Here is an 18,505-nt window from a genome sequence, read left to right as displayed (position 1 = left end):
GTGCGGGACCGGGGCGCTTCAGCAGGCGGGCGCGGCCCGCAGGTGCAGGTTCTCCGAGCGGAGCGCGCTCCGCGCGAGGGGGCAGGAGCAGACCTGCGCGGCGTACGGACACCGACTGTCGTGGATGGTGACCTCCTTGACTAACGGGTCGCCGGTGCGGGCCTGGCCCTCGCGGGCGAAGGCGAGGCGCATCAGGGGCGGGATACGGAGGACGTGGCTGCCGTTCTGCACCACGGGGGTGAGCACGCGGTGGGCCGTCAGCAGCTCCACCGAGTGCTCGATCGAGGGCACCGACCGGTGCAGGACATGGGCGAGGTCGGTGACGGTGACATCCGCGTCGCCCGCGCTGCTGATCTCCGCCAGCACCTCCCGGGCGGCGTACGGGAGCCGGTCGGCGGCCCCGACCAGATAGCGGCGGACGTCCAGGTGCGGGCTGCTCAGCTCCTCCAGGCGGCCCCCCTCGTCCTTCAGCCGGGCGGCGAAGTCCGCGAGGCTGTGGCCGGGCCAGGCGGTGATCCGGCTGCCGATGGCACGGATGGCGGTGGGCATCCCCTCGCACCCGGCCACGATGGCGGCCGCGGCCTCGGGTTCCCGGGCCGTCCGGTCGGCGCCGACCACCTGGGCCAGCAGCCGCCGCCCGTCGGCCTCGGGCAGCAGCCCCACCTCCACGGAGGTCACCGCCCCCGGCAGGCCGATCATCCGCCAGCGGGAGGTGACGATGACCGCGTTGTCCACGCCCGCGGGCAGCAGGGGCAGCACCGCCTCGCTGCCCGCCGCGTCGTCCAGCAGCAGGAGGAAACGGCGGCCGGCCGCCCAGCTGCGGAACATCCGGGCCAGGTCGTCGGTGCGCTCCGGCAGGGAGCGCCGGTCGTGGCCGACGGCGGCCAGCAGTTCCTTGAGCGTCTCGGCCGGGGGCTGGGCCGTGCCGTCCTCCATGTGCAGGCTCGCCTTGAGCTGCCCGTCGGGGAAGTCCTTGCGCAGCCGGTGGGCCACCTGGAGCGCGATCTGCGTCTTGCCCATGCCGGGCGCCCCGGTCACCGTCACGATCCGGACCCCCGGGACGGGTCCGGTCTCGCGCACGGCGCGCTCGATGCGCTCCAGCTCGTCCCGGCGGCCGACGAAGTCACCGATGGCCGGAGGGAGTTGGAAGGGGGCACCAGCGGCTCCGGCGCGGGCGGGGACGTGGGTCTGCTCGTCGTGTCCGGCGAGCACCCGCTCCTGGAGTTCCCGCAGCCGGGTGGAGGGCTCCAGGCCCAGTTGCTCGGCCATGGCCCGGCGCAGCCGGGCGTAGGCGGAGAGGGCCTCGCCCCGCTGGCCGCAGCGCTTGGCGGCCGTCATGAGCTGGGCGCAGAACTCCTCGTGCAGGGGGTACTGGTGGGTCAGGTCCCGGATCTCCTCCAGCAGGGACTGGTTGCCGCCGAGGGCCAGGTCCGCCGCGATGCGCTGCTCCAGCGCCTGGATCTTGAGCCGCTCCAGCCGTGCGGTCTGGGCGGCCAGCAGGGGCCCGCTCTCCACGTCCTCCAGCGGCGCGCCGCGCCACAGCTCCAGGCCGCGGCGCAGGAGTGCGGCGCCCTCGCTCGCCCGGCCCCGGGTGAGCGCCTCGCGCCCCTCGCGCAGCAGGTTCTGGAACTCCCGTACGTCCAGCCGGCAGCCCTGGAGCGGGAGCCGGTAGCCGTGCGGATGGGTCTCCACCAGCTCCTGGCTCTGGCCGGACCCCTCGTCGCAGAGGGCCTTGCGGAGCTGGTAGATGTAGGTCTGCACGGTCTTGCGTGCCTTCTTGGGCGGCTCCTCGCCCCACAGCTCGTCGATCAGCAGCTCCATGGGGACGACACGGTCCGCATGGGCGAGGAGCAGAGCGAGGACCCGGCGGGCCATGGGCGCGCTGGGTGTCCGCAGCTCACCGTTCACGCGTATTTCCATCGGTCCGAGAAGGGCAAAGTGCGGCATTACGACGTCCTTACCTGTGGTTTGGCTCTGGTCGCACGACGAGCAGTCCGCTGCGGACACGTGTCCGCGTCAGGTCGTTCTGTCCTCAGGTGGTTCTGTCCCGCGGGCGGCCCGCCCCAGGCCGTCCTTGTCCCCGGATCGGAGGATCGCTCCCCGGCTGTGGACGGACAGAATTCTCGTGCACAGGGGCCACTTCCCGATCATGAGACCGCAGAGAGTCCGAAATAGAACGGTGGGTGGCTGGAAGCGACGTTTTCGCTCGTTGTGGTCACGTCAAGTACGGACCTTCCGGCGGGCCGGCCGGTCCCCGGACCGGCCGGCCGCACACCGGGGAGGCGTCAGTCCTGGTCACCGATCGCCAGGGTGTGGCGGAACACGCCGAGCGCGTCCCACCGGGCCTTGACCGCGCGCAGCCGCTCGGCGTTGCCCTGGTAGTAGAGCTGCTGCCAGGGGACCTCCGAGGTGTTCCACCGGGGGTCGGCCGCGTCCACGTCCGGGAAGTTGATGTAGCAGCCGTCGTACCGCTCCCCCGGCACCGGGACCCCGCCGGTCTTGGCGTGCAGGTCCCGGAAGAGCCGGCGCATCCAGTCGACGTTGGCGTCGTCCAGCTCCGGGTTCTGCCAGGTGTTCATGAAGAAGGCCCCCATGACGGCACCCCGCTGGGCGGAGGCGGTGGCGTCGGGCGCCACCGCGTTGATGCGGCCGCCGTGGGACTGGAGCGCCACCAGGCTGCTGTCGTTGCTGTGGTCCTCGCTGTCGAGGTAGTCGTGGAGGGTGTCGATCTGGTCGTCGGCGTAACCGGTGCGCAGGAACGCCCACTTGATCTTCTGCCGGCCGATCTCCGCGTCCTGGGCCGCGGCGAGGGCCTTCTTCGCCTCCAGCCAGGGCAGGGTCTCGGTGGGCAGCACGACCGGGAAGTCGCCGAGCCCCTCGGTGAGCGCCGCGATGTAGTCGCCCAGCAGCCGTTCGGCGTCGGGCACGGCGGCGTCCAGGTGGACGAAGCCCACGGCCCCCATGCCGGCGTCGCCCGTACGGGGGCGGCCGAACATGACGAGACCGGCGAAGAGGGAGTCGTACGGGGAGCCGGGCGCGCCGTTGGCCTCGTGCCAGCGGGCGAAGTTGCCCGTCAGGGTGCGCAGGGCCGTCCGGTCCAGGGACTCCCGGTTGAACAGGACGGTGCCCGCCAGTACGGAGGCGGGGGGCTCGGGCAGGGCCTCGCGGGGGTCGTCGCCCGTGGCGTCGGGGGAACGGAACCAGTAGCGGGTGACGATGCCGAAGTTGCCGCCGCCACCGCCGGTGTGGGCCCACCACAGGTCGTGGTGCGGGTCCTCCGGGTCGCGGGTGGCAACGACCGCGCGGACCTCGCCGGAGGGGTCGACCACGACGACTTCCACGGCCAGCAGGTGGTCCACGGCCAGGCCCTCGCGGCGGCTCAGGGAGCCGAAGCCGCCACCGGCCGCGTGGCCGCCCAGGCCGACGGTGGCGCTGTCACCGGCGGGGAGGGCGACGCCCCATCCCTCGTACAGGGCCCGGTACAGCTCCGCCGTACGGACACCGGGTCCGACGGCGAACGCCTTGCGCTCGGGGTCGAAGGAGACCTCGCGCATCCCGCCCAGGTCGATGACCACCTGGACGGCGGGGTCGCCCACCACGTTCTCGTAGCCGTGGCCGCCGCTGCGGACGGCTATGCGCTTGCCCTCCCAGACCGCCTCGCGCACCGCGTCCACGACCTGCTCGGTGGTGGTGACGACCTGGAACTTCTCCGGCTCGGCGGTGAAGCGCTTGTTCAGGCCCCGTACGGACAGTGCCTCGTAGGCCTCGTCTCCGGGGCGGACCACACCTGCGGCAGGGACGGTGTTCTCGGTCATGCCGTTCCTCGGTTCGATGGTTGGGGGCGCCGCCGGACCGGCCGGGTGGCGGCGTCCGCGGGCGCGCGAAGGGGCCCTGGGGTGAAGGGAGCAGGGTGAGGAAGCCCGTCCCCCGTGCGCGGGGGACGTCCACGGGGGACGGGCGGTTTCGGGGAGTGGCCGCTGCCGCTACGGGGCGGCGGCGGGCTCGGCCGTGGTGGCGCGGCGGGAGCCGCCGACCACGAACAGGGCGGCGAAGGCCAGTGCGGCACCGATCCACAGGACGCTGGTGGCGCCGATGCCGTCGACGGCGAAGCCGCCGAAGAGCGCGCCGAGCGCGATGGAGAGGTTGAACGCGGAGACGTACAGGGAGGTCGCCGCCTCGGTCGCCTCCGGTGCCGCGTCCATGATCCAGCTCTGGAAGGTGACCGGCACCGCGCCGTAGCCCAGGCCCCACAGGACCAGGATGGCTCCGGCGGTGAAGATGTTGGTGTCGACGACCGCGAGGATCACCATGCCGGCGGTGAGGACCACCGAGATGCCCATGACGGTCTTCCGGAGGCTCCTGGTGATGAGGGCCCCGGCGATGAAGTTGCCGCAGATCCCGGCGACGCCGAAGGTCAGCAGCAGAGCGCCGATCGAACCGGCCCGGATCCCGTCCTCCTGGAGGATCGGCCGGACGAAGGTGTAGGCGAGGAAGTGGCCGGTGATGACCAGGAAGGTCAGGGCGATACCGATCCGGACCCCGGCGTTGGTCTTGAAGACCTTCGGCAGGGCGGAGAAGGAGATGCTCTGCTCGGCCGGGATCTTCGGCATCAGGAAGAGCATGCAGGCCAGCGAGACCAGGCCGAGGATGCCCACGGCGCCGAAGGCCGTACGCCAGCTGCTCATGTCACCGATGAACGTACCCAGCGGCACGCCCAGCACGGACGCGGTCTCCACCCCGCCGAAGATGACGGCGGTGGCGCGGGCGACATGCTTGGCGGGCACCAGGCGCAGGGCGATACCGCCCGCGATGGACCAGAAGCCACCGACGCTGATACCGATCAGGAACCGGGCGATCAGGACCACGGTGAAGCTGGTGGCGAAGGCGGAGGCCAGGTTGGCGGCGCCCATCAGGCCGATCAGGACCACCAGGACGATCCGGCGGTCGATGCGCCCGGTGGCCACGGTGACCAGGGGCGCGGAGACGGCGGCGACCAGGCCGGGCACCGTCACCATCAGGCCCGCGGTGCCCTCGGAGACGTCCAGGGCGGTACCGACGGGGGTGAGCAGCCCCACGGGGAGCAGCTCGGAGGTCATCAGGGAGAAGATGCCGAGGGTGACCGCCAGTACGGCGAGCCAACCCTTGACAGATGAACGCCCGGTGTCGGCTGGGACCCCGGACTCGACGGTGGTCATGGCTGGTCAGCCCTTCATCAGTGAATGGTGGACGGCATGGCGCGGGCGGTGGCCGTCGGACAGGGAGGCGGCCACCGCCCGCGGGACTCTGTCGGTTACTCGGTACCGGGCGTCTTGCGGGTGGCGACGTTCATCCGGTTCCAGGTGTTGACGGTGAAGATGAGCGCGATCAGCTGGGCCAGCTCCTTCTCCTCGAAGTGCTTGGCGGCCTCCGCGTAGACCTCGTCCGAGACGCCCTCGGGCAGGACGGTGATGGCCTCGGTCAGGGCCAGGGCGGCGCGCTCGGCCTCGGTGTAGAGGCTGGACTCCTCCCAGGCGGAGAGCTGGTAGATGCGCTCCTCCGACTCACCGGCCTTGCGGGCGTCGGACGTGTGGTAGTCGATGCAGTACGCACAGCGGTTGATCTGCGAGGCGCGGATCTGCACCAGCTCCAGCAGAACGGGGTCGATGCCTTCGCGGGCGGCGGCGTCGAGGGCGAGAACGGCCTTGAAGACCTTGGGGGCGACGGTGGTGAAGTTCATGCGCTGAGGCACCTGGTAAGTGGTCATGCATTGACCGTAAGCGCGGAAACGACCCCAGGTATGGTGCATTCCCATGGCAGAAACGTGGGTCAATACTCCGGGCGATACCCCGACCGATGCCCCTCCCGGCACCCCGGCCGATACTCCGGCCGACGCCCCTCCCGATACTCCGGCCGATGCCCTTCCCGATACTCCGCCCGGCACCTCGCCCGGCGCCGACTTCCACCTCGAACTCTCCGGTGAGGGGAGCCTGCGGGCCCAGCTCATGCACGCGTTACAGGAGGCCATCCGCTCCGGCCGGCTGGCGCCCGGCACCCGGCTGCCGCCCTACCGCAGCCTCGCCGGTGACCTGGGCATCGCCCGTAACACCGTCGCCGCCGCCTACGCCGAGCTGGTCGAGGAGGGGTGGCTCACCGCCCGGCAGGGCTCGGGCACCCGGGTCGCCCGGCGCACCGCCCCGCTCCACCCGGACCAGGAGCGCCGGCCGCAGCGGCAGATGCGCCGGCGGCTGGTGCACGACCTGATGCCCAGCTCCCCCGACGCGGCCGCCTTCCCGCGCGCCGCCTGGGTCACCTCGGTGCGCTCGGCCGTCGCCGCCGCGCCCAACGACGCCTTCGGGGTGGGCGATCCGCGCGGCCGGGTGGAGCTGCGCGAGACGCTGGCGGAGTACCTCGCGCGGGCCCGGGGCGTGCGGACCGAGCCCGACCGGATCGTCGTCTGCTCCGGCTTCGCCCACGCCCTGGAGCTGCTGGGCGGGGTGCTGAAGGGCACCGTCGCGGTGGAGTCGTACGGACTCGACTTCCACCGGGGCATCCTCCACGAGGCGGGGCTGCGCACCGCGCCCCTGACGGTCGACTCGTCCGGGGCCCGGATCGACGAACTCCCGGGCACCGGCGCCGGAACGGTGCTGCTCACCCCGGCGCACCAGTTCCCGACGGGCGGACCCCTGCACCCGGACCGGCGGACGGCGGTCGTCGACTGGGCCCGGTCGCACGGCGGGGTGCTGGTGGAGGACGACTACGACGGGGAGTTCCGTTACGACCGGCAGCCGGTCGGCGCCGTGCAGGGGCTGGACCCCGACCGGGTCGTCTACATCGGCTCGACCAGCAAGAGCCTCTCCCCCGCGCTGCGGCTGGGGTGGATGGTGCTGCCGGGGTGGCTCGTCGACGACGTGCTCGCGGTCAAGGGCCCCGGGAGATGTGGTCCGGCGTCCTCGACCAGCTCACGCTGGCCGACTTCATCGCGCGCGGCGCCTACGACCGGCACCTGCGCCAGATGCGGCTGCACTACCGGCGCCGCCGCGACCAGCTGGCCCACATGATCGCCGAGCGGGCGCCGCACATCAAGGTCAGCGGGGTCGCCGCCGGGCTGCACGCGGTGCTCGAACTCCCCGACACTACCGAGGAGTTGGCCCTACGCGCGGCGCGGCGGCAGGGGCTGGCCCTGGACGGCCTGCATGCCTACCGCCACCCCGACAGCACGGTGCCGCCGCGCGACGGCCTGGTCATCGGCTACGGAACCCCGCCCGACCACGCCTTCGCGGCGGCCCTGGACGCGCTGTGCCTGGCTCTGCCCGATCCGCCGCAGGACGAACCGGTGCCACGCCGCGCCCGGGGCCGCCGCGGGGGCCGGCCTCCGGAGTGAGGGTGCGGGCCGGCCCGGCAGCCACCCGGACCGGCCCCCGAGGGCCCGGGGGCGGCGGTCCGGTGGCGGGTCTGTGAGCGGTCCCGTGGGGCGGGGCGGGGCGGGGCCGGACGCGGACACCGCGCCGCCCCCGGACCGAGCCCCGAGGCGGGCGGACCGGCCCTGGGCCGAGCCCCGGACCCGGTCCGCCCACGGGCGCCTCAGCCGTCGCCCTCCCCCGTGATCCCGAGGGCCAGTTCGGCCTCCAGGCGGTCCAGGTCCGCCAGGTGGCCGTGGGCGGCGATGTGGCCGTCCGGGCGGATCAGGTGGTAGCCGGGGGTGGTGCAGATTCCGTGGCCCGCCAGCACTTTCGGCGGCGGGGCCAGAACCCGCAGCCCTGGCCGGCCCGCCGTCAGGGCGCGTTCCGCGCGTGGCGCCCAGAGGGCGTCCCCGGCGGGCGGGCGCAGCACCAGCGTCCACGCCGCCGGGTCCGCGTCCGGCCCAGCCGTGCCGAGGGCCAGGGCCAGGGCGCGCGGGAAGACCGAGCCCGGCCCGACGGCCCCCGGCAGCCGGTTCCGCACCCGGCAGCGCCGGTCGGAGGGCTGCTGGGTGGTCCGCTCTGGGGTGTAGGCGAGCCGCCGCCCGGCCATGACCGGGGCGTAGAGCGCGGCGGCCGCCCCCGAGCGGTCCAGCAGCCGGAAGGCCGTGTCGCGGACGGCCGCCCTCCGGGCGGTGCGGGCGGTCAGGGCGCGGGTGTGCAGATCGGTGTCCCGGACGATCCGGCGGGTGGCCTCGGCGCGCTCGGTGCCGTAACTGTCCAGCAGCGGGAGCGGCGAGCGCCCCTGGAGCACCGCCGCCAGCTTCCAGGAGAGGTTCTGCGCGTCCTGGAGGCCGTTGTTCATGCCCTGCCCGCCCGCCGGGCTGTGCACGTGCGCGGCGTCCCCGGCCAGGAAGACCCGGCCGCGCCGGAAGTCCGTGGCCCGCCGGGCATGCACCCGGAAGACGGTCTCCCAGACCGGTTCGGTGATCCGCACGCCGTGCGGGCCCCGGGTGTCGATGATCCGCTGCATGGCCTCGCGGGACATCTCGCCGCCGTCGGGCATCACCGAGAGGAAGCGGAACACCCCCCGCGGCTGGGGCACGACCACCAGGGTGCCGTTGGTGGTCTGGTAGTAGGAGATCTCGTCCGGGGGCAGATGGCCCTCGATGTACGTGTCGATGAGCGCGAAGGCCATCTCGTACGTGGAACCCTCGAAGCCGATCCCGAGCTGCCCCCGCACCGCGCTGCCCGCCCCGTCCGCGCCGACGACGAAGGGCACGGTGAACCGCTCCACCCCGCCGCCGTCCTCGTGTTCGAGGACGGCGGTCACGGTGCCCCCGGGCTCGATCCGCCCGGAGAAGTCCACGTCGTCCAGGCAGAGCAGCCGCACCCCGCGCTCGATCTTGCCGCCCAGGGCGTGCAGCCGCTCGGTGAGGATGCGCTCGGTCTCGTACTGCGGGAGCTGACGGGCCGCCAGCTCCTCGGTGAAGGTGAGGGAGGCGACCGGGCGGCGGTCGGAGAAGTAGCGGAACGCCCGGACGGGCACCGAGGTATGCTGCACCTCGTCGCCCACCCCGAGGTCCGTCAGGATGTCCCGCACCCGCGGCCAGAGCGACAGCGCCTTGGGTACTCCGGTGGGCTCCTGGGCCCGGTCGACGATCCGGACCCGTACGCCGCGGCGCAGCAGTTCGCACGCGGTGAGCAGTCCGGTGGGGCCGCCCCCGACGACCAGGACGTCGGCGTCACCGACAGCCATCTCGGTCCCTCCTCCCTCTGTTGCCGGTCCGTCCGCGGTCAGGACGACTGCCCGATGGCGAGGGCGCGCAGGCGCGCCGCGAGTTCGATGCGCTGGACCTTCATCGTGGCCGTGCGGGGCAGCTCGGTGATCTTCATCTGTACGGGCTCCGCCAGCTGCGGCCACCGGGTGGTGGCGTCCTTCCAGCGGTCGCGGTCCAGCGGCCGGTCGTCGCGGGTGGAGAGGACGGGGACCGCCTCGCCCAACGGGCCGGGGACGACGACGAGTTCGGTCAGCTCGTCGAGCCGGCCCAGCACGACGTCCTCGATCTCCAGGGTGGAGTGGATGCCCGGGATGGAGTCCACCTCGCGGTCCAGGAGGTGGAGGCAGCCCTCCTCGGTGCGGTAGCCGAGGTCCATGCCCCGCCACCAGCCGCCGTGCACCTGGGTGTCGTACCGCTCGCGCTCGCCGAAGTAGCCGAGCGCCCGGCCGGCGGCCTGGACGTCGATGTAGCCGGGGTTGTCCCGGGTGACCTCCTTGCCGTTCCGGCTGACCAGCTTGAACTTGGTGTCGCCCGGGAAGGCGTAGCCCTGGCAGCGGCCGTCGGCGCCGAGCGCGGTCTTGCGGGTGAAGCCGCGGCCGACCAGCGGGCCGGTCTCGCTCTGCCCGTAGATCTGGTAGAAGAGCGGCGAGCTGCGCTCGCTGGCGTGGAGCAGCTTGTGCATGGTGCTCGGGTGGATGGCGTCGAAGGTGGTGGAGAAGTACTTCACCGAGGCCAGCGGCTTGAGCGGGTGGTCGGCCAGCTCCTCCCACTCCATGAAGGAGTTGGGGTGGGACTCGATGAAGCCGGGGCGGGTCTCGGCCCACAGCTCGGCGGCCTTCTGCGGGTCCGCGTCGTTCATCACGACCATCTTGTGGCCCCGGGGCAGCAGCACGGCGAGCGCCAGCGGCATCCGCGAGTGCACGTAGGAGACGTGGAGCGCCACGGTCTCGTGCTCGCGGATCATGTCGAAGAGCTTGGCCTGCGGGCGGTAACGGCCGTGCAGGGTACGGGCCGAGTGGACCACCAGCTTGGGCAGCCCGGTGGTGCCGGAGGTGTGCGTCATCAGCGCGGGCAGGTCCGCGTGGAGCACGACCGGCTCCTGGCGGGGCGAGCCGGCCAGGTCCGCCAGCGAGATCGCGCCGGGGTGCGAACCGGCCACGACGATCACCTCGTTGGTGATCTCGCCCAGCGGGGCCCCGGCGAACGGGCCCTCCAGCTTCGCCGTGTCGGTGACCAGGAAGGGGGCGCCGAGGCGGCGGAGCAGTTCGAGGACGCTCTCGGCGTTCAGCGCGGGCGAGAGCTGGACCGGGACGGCGCCGAGCCGGGCGACGGCGCTGGAGACGATGTTGATGTCGAAGCCGTTGGACTTGTGGATGGCCACGTGCTGGCTCTGGCGGACACCCGCCGCGTACAGCCGGGCCGCCGTGTCGTCGATGTACTCGGCGAGCTGGGTGTAGGTGATCTCGCGCCCGGCCTCGGGGAAGAGGGCCAGGTCGTGGTCGAGGATGATGAGCTGGTCGCCGTACTGGGCTGCGGCCCGTTCGGCCACGAGGCCCATGTAGAGACCCTTGTCGCTGGACTGCGCGGGAAGCATCGCTGGAGCTCCTCAGATCGTTGTTCGCGGTTCGCGTTCGCGGTTCGCAGGTGGCTGTTCGGCGTTCGCTGTCGGTGTCGCGGGGGGTGCGTACGGGGGCGGCGCTGCCGGGGATCACGGGCGGGGCGGGGACGTCGGAGCCCGCCCCGGTCCGTCACAGGGCCGCGGAGGGTTCTCTCCGTGTCAGGTCCCCGTCGCCCAGGAATCCGGCCAGCAGCGAGCCGGTGATCCGGATGCCGTCCTGGGTGAGGACCGATTCGGGGTGGAACTGGACGGAGGCGAAGTGCGGGCCGCGCAGGGAGTGGACCTCCCCGCTCGCCGGGTCGCGGCTCACCTCGACCGTCCCGACGTCCGGGCAGTCCTTCTTCCCGTCGGTGCTGCGGGCGGCGAAGGTGTTGTAGAAGCCGACGCGCTCCACCGAGCCGAAGAGGTCGATCTCCTTCTGGGTGCCCTGGTTGGGAACCGCGCGGCGGACGACCGGGAAGCCCAGCTCCTGGGAGAGCACCTGGTGGCTGAGGCAGACGGCGAGGAACGGCCGCCGCTCCGCGAGCAGCCGGCGGACCGCGCCGCGCAGATGGGCGATCTTGGGGTGCGCGGTGTCGCGCGGGTCGCCGGGGCCGGGGCCCATGACGACCAGGTCGTGTCCGTCGAAGGAGTACGGCTCGTCGAAGCGGTGCACGGTCACGTCCAGGCCCATGGAGCGCAGTTGGTGGCCGATCATGGAGGTGAAGGTGTCCTCGGCGTCCACCACCAGCACCCGCCGGCCCGACAGCGCGGGCTGCGGGCGGGAGCGCTCGGTCTCCTCCGCCAGCCAGAACCCGGCGATGCCGTCGTTGCGGCGGGCCAGCGCCGACCGTACGTCGGGGTGGTCGGCGAACCGGCCGCTCCGGCCCGTACGCAACGCGGCGAGCAGCCCCGACGCCTTGGCCCGGGTCTCGGCGACCTCGGACTCCGGGTCGGAGTGGCGCACCAGCGTGGCGCCCACGCCGATCTTCACGGTGCCCAGGGCGTCGATGTCGGCGGTGCGGATGAGGATGGCCGAGTCGAGTTCCCGGGCGCCGTGCCGGTCCCGTCCCACGAGGGCGAGGACCCCGCTGTAGTAGCCGCGCCCGCCGGGCTCGTAGCGGCTGATCACCCGGGCCGCGCTCTCCAGCGGGCTGCCGGTGACGGTCGGGGCGAACATGGTCTCGCGCAGGATCTCGCGGGGGTCGCGCGTGGTGGAGCCCTCGATGAAGTACTCGGTGTGGGCGAGCCGGGCCATCTCCTTGAGGTACGGGCCGGTGACCCGGACCCCGCCGTCGCAGATCCGGGACATCATCTTCAGCTCTTCGTCGACCACCATGTACAGCTCGTCGGCCTCCTTGCGGTCCGCGAGGAAGTCCATGACCTCCGGCAGGGTCGGGCCGGTGCCGGGGTAGCGGTAGGTGCCGCTGATGGGGTTCATCACGGCCGTGCCCGCGCGGACGCTGATGTGCCGCTCGGGGGTGGCGCCGACGAACGTACGGTCCCCGGTGTGGACGACGAACGTCCAGTAGCCGCCCGTCTCCTGCTCCAGCAGCCGGCGGAAGAGGGTGAGCGCGCTGCGCGGGTGGTAGTCGGTGATGCGGGTGGCGAACGACCGTTTGACGACGAAGTTGGCGCCGACCCCCTGGCCGATCTCGTCGGTGATGACCCGGCGCACGATGTCGGCGTACTCCGCGTCGTCCAGGTCGAACCGGCCGCCCTCCAGCCGGATCGGGAGGTCCCCGATGCGGGAGACGGCCTCCGCGAGCGGCACGGTCTGCTGGTCGAGGACGGTCAGGGCGATCAGCGGGGCGCCGTCGTCGGGGGCGTCGAAGCCGCGCTCGGTGATCTGCCGGTACGGCATCACCACCAGCGTCTCGTGCCGGGACGCCCCGGCCGGGGGCGGCGGCCCGTGCGGGTCCCTTCCGTCGTCCGACAGCGGTACGTCGGCGAGGGAGGCGGGGGTGGTGACCTCACCGACCAGCACGTCCAGCACCCCGGGGCCACCGGCCTCGGGCCGGTACAGCAGGGCGAACGGCCGCGGCCGCGGGGAGAGGACCTCGGCCAGCAGGTCGCGGGCGCGCGGGGCGCCGCCGGGGCCGGTCATGCGAAGGTCTCCTTGGCGGTGATGACCACGGCACAGCGCTTGGCGGCGTACTCCAGGGTCATCCGGTGGTCGTCCTGGGAGAAGTCGGCGGTCGTGTCCGCCAGGAGGAAGGTCTCGATGTCGTTGCTGAACGACTCGACGGCGGTGGCCAGGACGCCGATGTGCGCGTACACCCCGCAGATGACGAGCTGGTCCCGGCCCGCGGCGCGCATGCGGTCGAGCAGGTCGGTGCGGAAGAAGGCGCTGTAGCGCCACTTGGTGAGCATCCAGTCGCCCGGCCGGGGGGCGACCGGGCCGATGACCTCCCGCTGGGCGGGGGTGGCGTTCATGCCCGGCCCCCAGAAGTCCTTGAGCAGTCCCCGCTGTTCGGCGGTCATGTCGCCGGGCTGGGCGGTGTACGCCACCGGGACGCCCAGTTCCACGCACCGGTCGCGCACCAGCTCGGCGTTGGAGACGAGCTGGCCCATCAGGGGGTCGGGCAGCGGAGCCAGGAAGTAGCGCTGCATGTCGTGGACGAGCAGCACGGCGCGGTCCGGGTCGACGGTCCAGGGGGCGGTGCTGGCGGGCAGGTCCCCTGCCGTCGGCATCGGGTACGGCTCGATGGCGGGTATACCGGCCATGGTGTCCTCTCCTTGCGCTGGTCTGTTTCCCTGCGCTGGTCTGTTCCTTGCGCGGCTCTGTTCCTTGCGCTGTCTGTTCCTTGCTCGGCTCTGTGTCCTTGCGCTGTCTGTTCCTTGCGCTGGTCCGCGGGTCCGGTGGGCGGTGGCGCGGTCAGTTGCCGAGGGTGGCGCCGCCGTCGACGGTGAGGGTCTCCAGCGTGATGTGCACCGCGCTGTCGGAGAGCAGGAAGACCACGGCGTCCGCGATGTCGGCGGGCTGGGCGATCCGGGCCAGCGGGATGCCCACCTTGAAGGCCTCCGGCAGGCCCGCGATCGTCCGGTCGCGGCCCGAGGCGTCGCTCCACATGGAGGTGAGCATGGGCGTGTCGGTGGAGCCGGGGGCGACGACGTTGCAGCGGATGCCGAGCCGCGCCACCTCCAGCCCGAGGCTCTTGGTGAACATCGCGGCGGCGGCCTTGGAGGCGGCGTAGGCGGCCATCTCGGTACGGGGGGTGCCGGCGGCGTTGGAGGCGATGGTGACGACGTTGCCGCGGCGGCGCTCCTTCATCCGGCGGACGACGGCGCGCGAGACGTGGAAGACCCCGCCGGTGTTGACGGCGAAGGTGGTGTTCCAGTCGTCGTCGCTCAGCTCGACGGCCCCGCCGAGCCGCAGGACGCCCGCCCCGTTGACCAGGTGGTCGACGGGGCCGAGACCGCTCTCGACCGCCGCCACGGTGCGCTCCACGTCGTCGGCGCGGGTGATGTCCGTGGGGTACGCGGTGACCCGCAGCCCCTTCGCGGTCAGCTCACCGGCGACCCGGTCGAGCGCCTCCGCGTCACGGTCGACGGCGGCCACCGAGGCTCCGCGTTCCGCCAGGGCCTGGACGACGGCGCTGCCGATGCCTCCGGCCGCTCCGGTCACCAGGGCGATGGTGTTGTCCATGTCTTGCCGAGCCTCCATCCGTGCGGGTGCGGGCGATCCATGCGGTGGTGCGGGGCGTACGTGAGGTGCTCCGGTACGTGGGGTGGGCGGGCGGCGGTCACCGGCTCCAGGCGGCGACGACGGAGAGCGCCTGCTCCGGGTTGAGCCGGGGGTCGCAGAACGTGGTGTAAAGCGAGCCGGGCCCGACGGCGGCCGAGGCGTCCGTGACGCACTCGGTGACCGCGTCCGGGGTGGTCTCCAGGTGGAGGCCCCCGGCGACGCCGCCCGCGCCCCGCACCGCGTGGTGGAAGGCGACGACCTCGCGCCGGACGGTCTCCACGAACCGGGTCTTCACTCCGCCGGCGACCTTGACGGTGTTGCCGTGCATCGGGTCGGTCAGCCAGATCACCGGGTGCCCCGCCTCCCGGACCGCCGTCACCAGGGGCGGCAGGGCCTCGGCGACCCGGTCCGCGCCCATCCGGGCGATCAGGGTGAGCCGCCCCGGCTCGCGGTGCGGGTCGAGCCGTTCGCACAGGGCGAGCAGTTCGTCGGGGGTCATGGCCGGGCCCACCTTGCTGGAGACCGGGTTGGCCACCTCGGCGAGCAGCGCCACATGGGCACCGTCGACCTGCCGGGTGCGCTCCCCGATCCACGGCCAGTGGGTGGAGCCCAGCAGCAGCCGGCCGGCCTCGTCGCGGCGGAGCAGGGGGACCTCGTAGTCCATCAGCAGCGCCTCGTGGCTCGTCCAGACCGGCGGGTCGATGCCGAAGCGGGTGGAGCCGGTGGACTCCCAGCCCAGGTGGGTCATCGTGTCGCGGGCGGACATGTAGCCGGTGAGCAGTCGGAGTGCGTCGGCCCGTCGGCTCTCCGGGTCCGCCTCGGGGCCGTTCACCAAGTGGCCCCGGAAGACAAGGAGTTCGACGCCATCGATCCATTCGGTGGGGTTCGACCGCGGTTTGGCGTACTGCCCGGCGATCCGGCCCACCCGCAGCACGGGCCCCCGGGTGACCAGCCGCAGCGCCCCGGCCAGCAGGTCCAGCACGGCGGCCTTGCGGGCGACATGGCCGGGCGTGCACTCGGCCGGGTCCTCGGCGCAGTCACCGGCCTGGATCACATGGGCCTCGCCCGCCGCCACCCGGGCCAGCAGCACCTGGAGCCGGCGGACGTCGTCGCCGCTCACCAGCGGGGAGCGGGCGGCCAGTTCCTTGCGGATCCGGTCGACCTGGGAAGGGTCCTCCCACTGCGGCTGGTGCAGCGCGGGTGGGTGGATGTCGAGCAGGGCGTTCTCCACGGTGCCTCCGGGAAGACGGGCACGGCCGGCCGTGCGGGGCACGCCGTGCGAGAGGAAGGGGACCTGCGGCCGCCCGCCCGCGCCCGGGAAGGGCGGGCGGGGCGGCGGGACGCGGTCGGGGCCGTACGGCCGGGGGCTTCCGTTCGGATCGTGCCGGACCCGCGAGCCCGGCACGGTCCGAACGAGAGGCCTCAGGGGCGGCGGCCCGTGCGCCGGGGCCGTACGAGGCCTTTTCCATGGCCCGTACGGAGCCCGCTCCATGGGGTGCCCAGGGGTGACGGCCCCGGCGCACGCGTCGGGTCAGGCCGTGCCCAGTCCCCGCTGGAGTGCCGCGGTGATCTCCACGGTGCGGCGGGCCTGGTACTCGATGGCCGCCAGGTTGTCGTCGTCGACGTTGCCCGCCTCGTTGCGCGAGACGCTGCTGACGCCGTACGGGTTGCCGTTGGTCGGGGCCAGCTGGATCGCGTCGGCCACACCGGGCGGGACGATGATCGCGCCCCAGTGGTAGAAGGCGTTGTTGAGGGCCAGGAGCGTGCTCTCCTGACCGCCGTGCAGGGTCGCGGTGGAGGTGAAGGACGACATCACCTTGTTCACGAGCCCGCGCCGCATGTGCAGCGGCAGGGTCTGGTCGATGAAGTGCTTGAGCGAGGCGGCGGGCAGTCCGTAGCGGCCGGGCGTGCCCCAGAGCACGGCGTCCGCCCACTCCAGGTCCTCGATGGCGGCCTCGGGGATGTCCTGGACGGCCTCCAGGTGCTCGGCCCACGCCTTGTTCCAGGCGTCGTTGCCGGGGACGACGGTCTCGGTGGACAGCTCGGCGGTCCTGCGCAGCCGCACCTCGGCGCCCGCCTTCTCGGCAGCCGCGGCGGCCGCGACGGCGAGCTTGTGGACGTTCCCCTGGGACGAGTAGTAGATGACGGCTACTTTGGTCATGTCCTGCGGCTCCTTGGCGATCGGCTCGGTAGGCCTGAATCCTGTGTCCCGGCCCGGGCCCCGGCCAACGCCCTCCGGGCCCATCCGTCAACTGGCCGGTCCAGTCCGTCAGGTCCGTCTCCCAGGTCCGTCAGGTCCGCCCGGACACGGGGTTCCGACCTGACGGAAGCGCTCCCACGGGACCGGCTGGCCCGGGGGGCGCTGCTACCGTCCGCGCTCCTCGCGCGGGCGGCGGCGCCCCGCGGCCACCGGGCGGCCGGTGCCGCCCGGCCGGCCGCTCAGCCGGTGCCGGTCAGCCGGTGCCGGTCAGCCGGTGCCGGTCAGCCGGTGCCGGTCAGCCGGTGCCGGTCAGCAGCCTCGGTTCCGCCCGGTCGCTCAGCATCGCGATGGCGTGGGCGGCCGAGGCGAGCGTGGTGTGGCGGTGCCAGCCGGCGAACGAGCGGCCGGAGAAGTCCCGGATGCCGACCCGGTCGGCGACCTCCTTGGTGTCCCGCTCCACCCGGCGCGCGTAGGAGGCCAGTTGGAGCAGTTCCCCGACGCTCGACGTGGTCAGGTCGGTGAGCCACAGCTCCGCGGGCCAGTGGCCGTGCTCGGCCACCCCCATCAGCACCAGGCTGCTGTCGGACCGCCCCTCGCGGCGCGCGGCGTGGGAGAGGGTCACCCGGACGGCGACCACCGGGCCGGGGGACGCGGGCTCCTCGCCGGGCCGCCGTCCCGGCCGCCGCATGTGCCAGACGAGCGACATGATCTGCTGGGCCGTCATGCTGACGCCCCGGCGCGGGAACGCCGGCTCCTCCACCGTCAGCCGCTGGGTGCCGTCGATCCGCAGCAGCATCGGGGTGTCGGCGGCGCGCAACCACCCCACCACCGCGGCCACATCGGTCTCCTGGGCGTCCATCACGACGGGCCGGATCGGCAGCCGCGACTTCTTGATCAGCTCCTGGTACGCCTTGACCGAGCACTGGTCGAGGCTCTCGGGCACCTCGCTGTCGGGGATGTCGGTCTGCCGGCGGTGGCGCCGGTCGGCCAGCCATCGGGGCGAGAGCTGGAGCCGCCAGTTCAGCGGGCTGCTCCAGTCCGGCGCGGCCGCCCATACGCCCACCGCTTGCTGGGCGTTGACCACCTGCCCGAGCGCCGGTACGAAGCGCCGCTCCACCCCGACGGAGGTCTCCCCCGCCCGGCGGATGATCAGCGGGCGCACGACGTACGCCTGCGGCTGCGTGACCCGCTCCACGTACTGGGCGAGCGCCCGGCGCACCGGCGTCCAGTCCCAGGTGGAGCTGACGATGAAGTGGTGCAGGCTCTGCTCGGTGGCGTCGCCGCCGAAGAGCGCGGCGATGTTCCGTATCGACTTGCGTCCCTCGGCCTCCAGCAGTCCCTGCAGGTAGGCCATGCCCTTGGTCCGCTGATCACGGCGGGGCATCGAGGCGAACAATTCCGTGCCCAGCGCCGAGAGAAGCCCGTCGTGAGCCCTTTCGTACGGCCGGAAGCCGGCCATGACCGGCCTGAGGCGGTCTGTGGTGGCGCGAACGGCGTGATCGAACTGCGGGATCGTGCTCGTCATGCGTGGTCCCCCCGACCGGTTTGCGGTCTCTTCTGAGCCCCTGGCGGTGTGCTGCCGCAGGAAGGGAGCCGGAGTCACGATCCAGCCACTCCCTGCGGCACGGAGGCTCACACGGGTTGAACAAGGCTCAGTCAATGGCTGGCAAAGGCGCTGATGGGGGAGGTGTCCACGCGCGGAGACGGTGATCTTCGAACCTTCCGGCGAAGATTGTTGTCCGCCAGACCGGCATATGCCGACGCCCGCACCTTGATCATAATCGCCGGATGCGCTGGTGCTCCCCGACAGACGGGGGCACCCACCCGGCCCGGCGGCGCGCGCCCCGGGTGCGGGCGGCAGGC

At 72.9% G+C, this 18,505-nt stretch carries 12 protein-coding genes and 1 pseudogene; 1 reads left to right on the top strand and 12 read right to left on the bottom strand.

Annotation, left to right across the window (positions count from 1 at the left end; all coding sequences use genetic code 11):
* Positions 1–18: 18 nt before the first annotated feature.
* The 4 genes from DJ476_RS25480 to DJ476_RS25465 all read right to left on the bottom strand — a co-directional run bounded on the left by DJ476_RS25480 (position 19) and on the right by DJ476_RS25465 (position 5,743).
* Entirely contained in the window at positions 19–1,908 is a 1,890-nt protein-coding gene (locus DJ476_RS25480) for an AfsR/SARP family transcriptional regulator (RefSeq protein WP_112491657.1), read from the bottom strand.
* 377 nt (positions 1,909–2,285) lie between these two features.
* Positions 2,286–3,815, bottom strand: coding sequence for an FAD-binding oxidoreductase (locus tag DJ476_RS25475; protein ID WP_103416319.1), 1,530 nt, complete (start codon positions 3,813–3,815; stop codon positions 2,286–2,288).
* Between the two features lie 168 nt (positions 3,816–3,983).
* On the bottom strand, positions 3,984–5,195 hold the full coding sequence (locus tag DJ476_RS25470) for an MFS transporter (RefSeq protein WP_103416320.1): 1,212 nt from the start codon (positions 5,193–5,195) through the stop codon (positions 3,984–3,986).
* Between the two features lie 95 nt (positions 5,196–5,290).
* Positions 5,291–5,743: a carboxymuconolactone decarboxylase family protein gene (locus DJ476_RS25465; protein ID WP_175450496.1), complete on the bottom strand. Its 453-nt coding sequence runs from the start codon at positions 5,741–5,743 to the stop codon at positions 5,291–5,293.
* Positions 5,744–5,981: 238 nt separating this feature from the next.
* Here DJ476_RS25465 and pdxR point away from each other — a divergent pair.
* A pseudogene (gene pdxR, locus DJ476_RS25460) lies at positions 5,982–7,360 on the top strand (MocR-like pyridoxine biosynthesis transcription factor PdxR).
* Between the two features lie 200 nt (positions 7,361–7,560).
* On the opposite strand, the gene DJ476_RS25455 reads toward pdxR, so the two are convergent.
* From DJ476_RS25455 to DJ476_RS25420, 8 genes are all read right to left on the bottom strand, one after another.
* Positions 7,561–9,135, bottom strand: a complete 1,575-nt coding sequence (locus DJ476_RS25455) for an FAD-dependent monooxygenase (protein WP_112491656.1) — start codon at positions 9,133–9,135, stop codon at positions 7,561–7,563.
* A gap of 38 nt (positions 9,136–9,173) precedes the next feature.
* Positions 9,174–10,751: a class I adenylate-forming enzyme family protein gene (locus DJ476_RS25450; protein ID WP_070203357.1), complete on the bottom strand. Its 1,578-nt coding sequence runs from the start codon at positions 10,749–10,751 to the stop codon at positions 9,174–9,176.
* Positions 10,752–10,905: 154 nt separating this feature from the next.
* Positions 10,906–12,861 (bottom strand): anthranilate synthase family protein, encoded by a 1,956-nt coding sequence (locus DJ476_RS25445; RefSeq protein WP_112491655.1) that lies wholly within the window; start codon positions 12,859–12,861, stop codon positions 10,906–10,908.
* Positions 12,858–13,481, bottom strand: coding sequence for an isochorismatase family protein (locus DJ476_RS25440; protein WP_103416324.1), 624 nt, complete (start codon positions 13,479–13,481; stop codon positions 12,858–12,860). The genes DJ476_RS25445 and DJ476_RS25440 overlap by 4 nt, the downstream gene beginning before the upstream one ends.
* Before the next feature lie 151 nt (positions 13,482–13,632).
* Complete coding sequence (locus DJ476_RS25435) at positions 13,633–14,403, bottom strand: 2,3-dihydro-2,3-dihydroxybenzoate dehydrogenase (protein ID WP_070203360.1); 771 nt, start codon at positions 14,401–14,403, stop codon at positions 13,633–13,635.
* A gap of 97 nt (positions 14,404–14,500) precedes the next feature.
* Positions 14,501–15,673: a 3-deoxy-7-phosphoheptulonate synthase gene (locus tag DJ476_RS25430; protein WP_112492621.1), complete on the bottom strand. Its 1,173-nt coding sequence runs from the start codon at positions 15,671–15,673 to the stop codon at positions 14,501–14,503.
* 300 nt (positions 15,674–15,973) lie between these two features.
* The gene (locus DJ476_RS25425; RefSeq protein WP_053561441.1) at positions 15,974–16,603 is read right to left on the bottom strand and encodes an NAD(P)H-dependent oxidoreductase; all 630 of its coding nucleotides are present in this window, start codon (positions 16,601–16,603) and stop codon (positions 15,974–15,976) included.
* Between the two features lie 334 nt (positions 16,604–16,937).
* Positions 16,938–18,167, bottom strand: coding sequence for an IS701 family transposase (locus DJ476_RS25420; RefSeq protein WP_112491654.1), 1,230 nt, complete (start codon positions 18,165–18,167; stop codon positions 16,938–16,940).
* Between the last annotated feature and the right edge of the window lie 338 nt (positions 18,168–18,505).

Origin of the sequence: Streptomyces bacillaris (genome assembly GCF_003268675.1) — a bacterium.
Taxonomy (GTDB): domain Bacteria; phylum Actinomycetota; class Actinomycetes; order Streptomycetales; family Streptomycetaceae; genus Streptomyces; species Streptomyces bacillaris.
Note: the sequence above shows the minus strand (reverse complement) of the source record. Positions and strands in the feature narration are given on the sequence as shown.

Excerpts from the sequence above, each read along its gene's own strand:
- DJ476_RS25450 (WP_070203357.1), bottom strand. The coding sequence starts at position 10,751 with ATGCTTCCCGCGCAGTCCAGCGACAAGGGTCTCTACATGGGCCTCGTG.
- DJ476_RS25435 (WP_070203360.1), bottom strand. The coding sequence starts at position 14,403 with ATGGACAACACCATCGCCCTGGTGACCGGAGCGGCCGGAGGCATCGGC.
- DJ476_RS25470 (WP_103416320.1), bottom strand. The coding sequence starts at position 5,195 with ATGACCACCGTCGAGTCCGGGGTCCCAGCCGACACCGGGCGTTCATCT.
- DJ476_RS25475 (WP_103416319.1), bottom strand. The coding sequence starts at position 3,815 with ATGACCGAGAACACCGTCCCTGCCGCAGGTGTGGTCCGCCCCGGAGAC.
- DJ476_RS25420 (WP_112491654.1), bottom strand. The coding sequence starts at position 18,167 with ATGACGAGCACGATCCCGCAGTTCGATCACGCCGTTCGCGCCACCACA.
- DJ476_RS25445 (WP_112491655.1), bottom strand. The coding sequence starts at position 12,861 with ATGACCGGCCCCGGCGGCGCCCCGCGCGCCCGCGACCTGCTGGCCGAG.
- DJ476_RS25440 (WP_103416324.1), bottom strand. The coding sequence starts at position 13,481 with ATGGCCGGTATACCCGCCATCGAGCCGTACCCGATGCCGACGGCAGGG.
- DJ476_RS25465 (WP_175450496.1), bottom strand. The coding sequence starts at position 5,743 with ATGACCACTTACCAGGTGCCTCAGCGCATGAACTTCACCACCGTCGCC.
- DJ476_RS25425 (WP_053561441.1), bottom strand. The coding sequence starts at position 16,603 with ATGACCAAAGTAGCCGTCATCTACTACTCGTCCCAGGGGAACGTCCAC.
- DJ476_RS25455 (WP_112491656.1), bottom strand. The coding sequence starts at position 9,135 with ATGGCTGTCGGTGACGCCGACGTCCTGGTCGTCGGGGGCGGCCCCACC.